The sequence below is a fragment of the Corallococcus llansteffanensis genome, assembly GCF_003612055.1.
GTDB lineage: Bacteria > Myxococcota > Myxococcia > Myxococcales > Myxococcaceae > Corallococcus > Corallococcus llansteffanensis.
The window spans coordinates 1-5,776 of sequence record NZ_RAWB01000610.1 but is presented as its reverse complement, the minus strand read 5'-3'; the positions used below and the strand labels follow the sequence as shown (position 1 = coordinate 5,776).

The window sequence follows — 5,776 nt, the reverse complement described above, 5'->3', positions numbered from 1 at the left end:
CGCGGGCGGAGGGGCCTCCACGGGGGCGACCTGGGCCAGCGTCACCTGGGCCGCGACCGCGTCCATGGCCTGACCCTCCTCTCCCTGGGCGGTCGAGAGGGCACGGAAGCGGCGGGCCAGGGAGGCCAATTCCGCCGCCTTCAGCTGGGCCTGACCGCTGCGCAGGGACAAGAGCGCCACGCGCGCGCGCTCCAGCAGGGCCACCTCCGCGCGCAGCCTCGCGATGATGCGCTCGCGGCGCTGGCGCATGTCTCCCAGCCGCTCCACCTCCTCGGAGAGCGACGCCGCCGCGACCTCCAACTGCCGGCGCGCCACGGCGTCGGTGCTGGCGCGGGCGCTGCGCTCCAGGCTGTCGCGCTCCGCCTGGAGCTCCGCGGTGGCGCGCTCCTCCAGCTGCGCCTCCACGCCGGCCCACTCGGAGGCCAGCTCCACCGCGCCGCGCGTGATGCGCGCCAGCGTGCGCGCCAGCTCCTCGCGCGCGGGCTCCCGGGGCAGCTTCGCGAGCGACTGGCCGCAGTGGCGGTAGAGCGACAGCGCGCGTTCGGACAGCGCGTGGAAGTCACCGGAGAGCTGGGGCAACAGCTCCTCCGCGCGCGCCTCCACGGGGTCCGCCGTCAGCCCCAGGTGCGCGGCGATGGCGCCCAGGCCCACGAAGAGGCCCACGATGGCGCCCACCACCCCCGCCGCCAGCAGCGTCGGCGTGGCCACCGACGCGAGCCGAAGCGCGAGGATGTCCGCCACCACGCCGCCGGCCAGCGTGAGCCCCGCGCCCAGCACGCCGCCCAGGCCGTAGTGCACGAGGGTGGGGCGGGCCTCCGCCACCTGGCCCTCCTCGCCCAGGTCGTTGAGGCGCGCGCGCACCAACAGCGCCCCGGCGGCCGCGCCGCTCGTCGCCACCGTCCACCCGGGCGACAGGCCCAGGCCGTAGGGCAGGCCGATGAGCAGCAGCCCCAGGCCGCTCAGGAGGCCCCGGTCCCACCGGTCGCCGCGCGCGCACGCCAGCACCACCGCCGCGGGCACCAGCCACGTGAGCGGCACCGGGACGCCCAGGCGCAGGGTGAGCCACTGCAGGAGCCCCGCTCCCGCGCCCGCCGCGAGCGCGCGCGTGACGGTGTGCTCGAAGGCTTCGCGGTGGTGGAATTGCAACACGGCGGCATTCATCGGGACACCCCGGGAACGGCCCTCGGGCCGGGAATGTCCTTCGAACGCGCGGCGCGCGAAAAAGGTCTACGCCTTCGGGCGCGACAGCGGTCCCGTCTTCCCCTTCGTCACGCGGAGGTAGTCCGCGGGGGCCAGGAGAATCTGCGTGCCCCGCACACCCGCCGACACGGCGACGACGTCGAACAGCTCCAGCGTCTCGTCCACGTAGACGGGGTAGTCCTTCTTGCCCCCCAGCGCGGTGACGCCGCCCCGGATGTAGCCGGTGAGCGGCTGCAATTCCTTGAGGGGCACCGTGTCCACCTTGCGATCGCCGCTCAGCCGCGCCAGCGCCTTCAGGTCCAGCTCCGCGTTGCCGGGCACCACCGCCATCAGCACGCCGGTGCGGTCGCCCTTGGCCACCAGCGTCTTGAAGACCTGTTCGGCGGGCATGCCCACCTTCGCGGCCACCGTCTCCGCGGACAGGTCGTCCGGATCCACGTCGTAGTCGCGCAACGTGTACGCGATGCCGAGCGAATCCAGCAGCCGGGCGGCGTTCGTCTTCATGGGCTCACATCCCCAGGAGCGTGGCGGCGGCCTTCACGCGGGCGAGCGCGTCCTCGGGCGTGGTGCCCACGGCGGACAGGTGCCCCATCTTGCGGCCCTTGCGCGCGTCGCGCTTGCCGTACAGGTGCAGCCGGACGCCGGGCATGGCCAGCACCTGTTCGAAGCGGGGCCCGCCCTCATGCAGCCACAGGTCGCCCAGCAGGTTGACGATGGCCGCGGGGCGCACCACCTCCACGGAGCCCAGGGGCAGGTTGCACACCGCGCGCACGGCCTGCTCGAACTGGCTCGTCAGGCACGCCACCTCCGTCGAGTGGAAGCTGTTGTGCGGCCGGGGCGCCATCTCGTTGACGAGCAGCGAGCCGTCGCCCAGCAGGAACATCTCCACCACCAGCAGCCCCTCCACCTTCAGCGCGGAGGTGATGTCGCGCGCCACCTGCGCGGCCTGCGTGAGCACGGCCTCCGGCAGCGGGCCCGGCAGGAGCGACCACGCCAGGATGCGCTGCTCGTGGTGGTTGAACGCGGGCGGGTACACCGCGAGCTGACCGTCCGGTCCGCGCGCGACGAGCACCGACAGCTCCGCCTGCAGATCCAGCGCGGCCTCCACCACCACGGAGCTCCCGCCCAATTCGCGCCACGCGACGCCCGCCTCGGAGGCCTGCTTCACCTCGTACTGGCCGCGTCCGTCGTAGCCGCCCTCGCTGGACTTGATGAAGCACTTGCCGCCCAGCGCGGTGATGGCCTCGGCCAGCTCCGCCTCCGAGTGCGCCTCGCGCCACGGCCCCAGCGGGAAGCCGCCCTTCGCGAGCCAGGACTTCTGCCGGCCGCGGTGCTGCACCACCTCCAGCACCGACGCGCCGGGCCGCATGGGCGCGTGGCGGGCCACGGCGTTGAGCGTGGCCAGCGACACCTTTTCAATCTCCAGCGTCACCACGTCGCACGAGCGCGCCAGGTCCTCCGCGGCGGACGTGTCGGAGAAGGACGCGGTGAGGCAGCGGTCCACCACGTTGCGGGCCGGACACGACGAGTCCGGATCCAGGGCCTGCACCTGGTAGCCCAGCGTGCGCGCCGCGAGCGCCATCATGCGCCCCAGCTGCCCTCCACCCAGGATGCCCAGCGTGCCGCCGGGGAGCACCACGCGCGCCGTCATCCCGACACCTCCCGGTGCGCCAGCACCTCGTCCGTGCGCGCCTTGCGCCAGGCCCCCAGCCGCTCGCGCAGCTCCGGGTACTTCAGGCAGAGGATGGCCGCCGCGTGCAGCGCCGCGTTGGCGGCCCCCGGCTTGCCGATGGCCTGCGTGCCCACCGGGACGCCCTTGGGCATCTGCACGATGGAGAGCAGCGCGTCGAAGCCGTTGAGCACCGTGGTGGGCATGGGCACGCCCAGCACCGGCAAGAGCGTCTTGCTGGACACCATGCCGGGCAGGTGCGCCGCGCCGCCCGCCGCGGCGATGATGACGGACAGGCCCCGGGATTCCGCGGTGGACGCGTACTCCATCATCCAGTCCGGGGTGCGGTGCGCGGACACGACGCGCACCTCATGCGGGATGCGCAGCTCGGCGAGGATGTCGATCGCCGGTTGCAGGTGTTCGAGGTCGCTTCTGCCGCCCATGATGACCCCGACCCACGGGGTGCTCGCGCTCGCCGCCATGCTGTCTCGCGCCTCCAGTGCGCCCTTCCAGGGCTGAAGCCTGGAAGAACGCGGAGATAGGGCCACGCGATTCCGCAGGTCAACCGCGAAGATGTCACTTCGCGTCAGGGAGGGGCCGGGGGGCCGAGCGTCACCCCCCTCCCGCCCGGCCGCCCCGCCTGGCTAGTAGGTGGAGCCCATCCGGCCGAAGGACTTCAGCGCCTGCACCTTGCTCTTCTTCACGGCGGCGCGCTGGGACGTCTCGTCGTCCGCGGCGTCGTATTCCTGCATCGCCTGGGCCTGCTCGGCCTGATCCGCCGCCACCGCCGCCGGGCCCGCCACCGAGGCCGCCTCGGAGAAGAGCGCCTGGTTCTGGCGCAGCAGCTCCTGGGCCTCGCCCTTCTTGCCCGTGCTCATCGCCTCCGCGGCCTTCTGGAGGTTCTGCGCGCTGCGCGCCCGGGCCGCGTACACCGTGGCCTCCTTGTCCTGGCGCGACACCACCTCTTCACGCACGTCGGTGGCCACCGCGGCCAGCGTGGACATGTCCTCCACGCCCTTGTTCGCCAGCAGGTCCGTGTACGCGAGCTTCAGCCCCGCCACCTGCACGGACTGGCCCGCCGCGCCGCCGGTGACGTTCAGCCGCACCACCACGCGCTCCACCTGGCCCGCGGAGAAGTCCGGCATCGCCACGCGCACGGTGTTGCCGGCCTGGTGCGCGCGGTAGCCCAGCACCTCGCCCAGCGTCGTGCCCGGGGGCAGCTCGAAGGACAGCTCCACGTTGCGCGCCACCGCGGTGGTGGCCTGCTGCAGGTCGCGCTGGAAGAGGGTGGACAGCTTGCCCGCGTCCTCCAGGAATCCGTAGGCCCCGGCGCCGTACTCGGCGAAGGACTGCATCAGGTCCTCGTTGAAGTCGGTGCCCACGCCGATGGCGCTCACCGTGATGCCGGAGGCGCGGATCTCCCGCACCACGTTCTTCAGCCCCTCGTCATCCGACACGCCCTCGGTGGGCTGGCCGTCGCTCATCAGGATGAGGCGGTTGACGGTGGCACTGCCGCCCATGGCGGACGCCAGCTGCGTGCGGCCCACGGACAGGCCCGCGCTGATGTTGGTGCCGCCGTCGTCCCAGATGCCGTCGATGAACTGGGCCATCCGCTCGCGGTTGCCCGCGGTCGCCGGCAGCGACGGCAGGCTCTTCACGTCCGAGCCGTAGTGCACGATGGCCAGCCGGTCCTCGTCGCGCAGGAGCGTCACCAGGTGCCGCGCGGCCTGCTTCGCCTGCTGCAGCTTGTAGCCGCTCATGGAGCCCGAGCGGTCGATGACGACCGCCAGGTTCACCGGGCTGCGCTTCGCGCCGGGCACCTCCATGCCGGTGAGGTCCACCGTGACGTACGTCTCCGACGGGCCCACCGGGATGTAGGGGTGCGCAAGCCGGCTCGTCACCTGGATGCTGCCCCCGCCCGTGACGCCCTGGGGTTTGACGACTGGCGGGTTCGAGGACGTCAGCGGCGTCGTCACCACGACGTGGGGGGACGGGGTGCCGTCCCCCCGGGGCAGGCCCAGCACCAGGGCGGTGAGGGCGAGACCGCCGGCCAGGGCGAGGAAGAGGACCGTACGATTCATGACAGGACTCCAGGGCGTGTGGAAACGCGGGCCCTGCCTTTACGAACGGCGCGCGCGAATAGGTCTAACCCTTTCGCGCGAGGTGATTGTTCAGTTGCCCTGGGCCTGCGCGCTGGCGCCGGCGCAGAAGTAGGGCGAGTTGTTCTCGCCGAAGGTGCGCCGGTAGAAGGCCTCATCCGCCACCTTGATGGCTTCCAGCGTCGCCTGATCCAACAGCAGGGGGCGGCACGTCATCCGCTCCTTGATGCCCTCCGCCGCGTCGTCGCGCGTCACCTCGCAGCCCGTCGTGGTGCCCTCCACGCATTCCTTGCTGCAGTAGCCCAGGGCCTCGTCGTTCGGGTTGTCGCTGCGGGGGCTGGCGTCGTCGCGCACGCAGACGAGGTCCTCGCAGTCCAGCGCGCCAAACGAGATGAAGTCCTGGTCCGCGGCGATGTCCCTCTCGAGGATGGGCATGAAGTCGCGACCAAAGGTCTCCTGCTCCGCGGTCGTCGCCTTGCGCACCAGGCGGCACTCCTTGCCCAGTTCGGTGGTGACCTCGCAGCCTCCCAGCAGGAGGACGGCGGACATGAAGAGCGCGGATCGCACGAACATCGTTGAAACCTCTGAGAAGGAAGGGACCTGGGGCGTGGGGGGGACCGCGACTCCAGGTAGGCGGAAACGGTAGCACACCCCTCCTTCACGCCAACCACCGACGTACGGACGCGGATCCGCTGGAAATGTGAAGGGATACGGGAGGATTACAGAGGAGGCAGGCACGTCGTGGCGGTTGATGGTTGGGAATACGACCGATAGGATGGCGTGGCTGATGTCATGCTGCCTTCCGGTG

The 5,776-nt window shown here is 71.9% G+C and carries 6 protein-coding genes; all 6 read right to left on the bottom strand.

What is annotated here, in order from left to right:
* Window positions 1-1,161: hypothetical protein (locus D7V93_RS36390; RefSeq protein WP_120647730.1), on the bottom strand; the 1,161-nt coding region annotated here is incomplete at its 3' end.
* 66 nt (window positions 1,162-1,227) lie between these two features.
* Complete coding sequence (gene ybaK, locus D7V93_RS36385) at window positions 1,228-1,704, bottom strand: Cys-tRNA(Pro) deacylase (RefSeq protein ID WP_120647729.1); 477 nt, start codon at window positions 1,702-1,704, stop codon at window positions 1,228-1,230.
* 4 nt (window positions 1,705-1,708) lie between these two features.
* Complete coding sequence (purK, locus tag D7V93_RS36380; RefSeq protein ID WP_120647728.1) at window positions 1,709-2,851, bottom strand: 5-(carboxyamino)imidazole ribonucleotide synthase; 1,143 nt, start codon at window positions 2,849-2,851, stop codon at window positions 1,709-1,711.
* Window positions 2,848-3,351, bottom strand: coding sequence for a 5-(carboxyamino)imidazole ribonucleotide mutase (gene purE, locus D7V93_RS36375; protein WP_193428252.1), 504 nt, complete (start codon window positions 3,349-3,351; stop codon window positions 2,848-2,850). Before purE ends, purK begins: the two co-directional genes overlap by 4 nt.
* A gap of 162 nt (window positions 3,352-3,513) precedes the next feature.
* Entirely contained in the window at window positions 3,514-4,950 is a 1,437-nt protein-coding gene (locus D7V93_RS36370) for a vWA domain-containing protein (RefSeq protein ID WP_120647727.1), read from the bottom strand.
* A 90-nt stretch (window positions 4,951-5,040) separates the two neighbouring features.
* Window positions 5,041-5,541 carry an adventurous gliding motility lipoprotein CglC gene (cglC, locus tag D7V93_RS36365; protein WP_120647726.1) on the bottom strand — a complete coding sequence of 167 codons (501 nt, stop codon included), beginning with the start codon at window positions 5,539-5,541 and terminating at the stop codon, window positions 5,041-5,043.
* Between the last annotated feature and the right edge of the window lie 235 nt (window positions 5,542-5,776).

Coding starts and splice junctions, on each gene's coding strand:
- ybaK (WP_120647729.1), bottom strand. CDS start 1,704: ATGAAGACGAACGCCGCCCGGCTGCTGGATTCGCTCGGCATCGCGTAC.
- purK (WP_120647728.1), bottom strand. CDS start 2,851: ATGACGGCGCGCGTGGTGCTCCCCGGCGGCACGCTGGGCATCCTGGGT.
- purE (WP_193428252.1), bottom strand. CDS start 3,351: ATGGCGGCGAGCGCGAGCACCCCGTGGGTCGGGGTCATCATGGGCGGC.
- D7V93_RS36370 (WP_120647727.1), bottom strand. CDS start 4,950: ATGAATCGTACGGTCCTCTTCCTCGCCCTGGCCGGCGGTCTCGCCCTC.
- cglC (WP_120647726.1), bottom strand. CDS start 5,541: ATGTTCGTGCGATCCGCGCTCTTCATGTCCGCCGTCCTCCTGCTGGGA.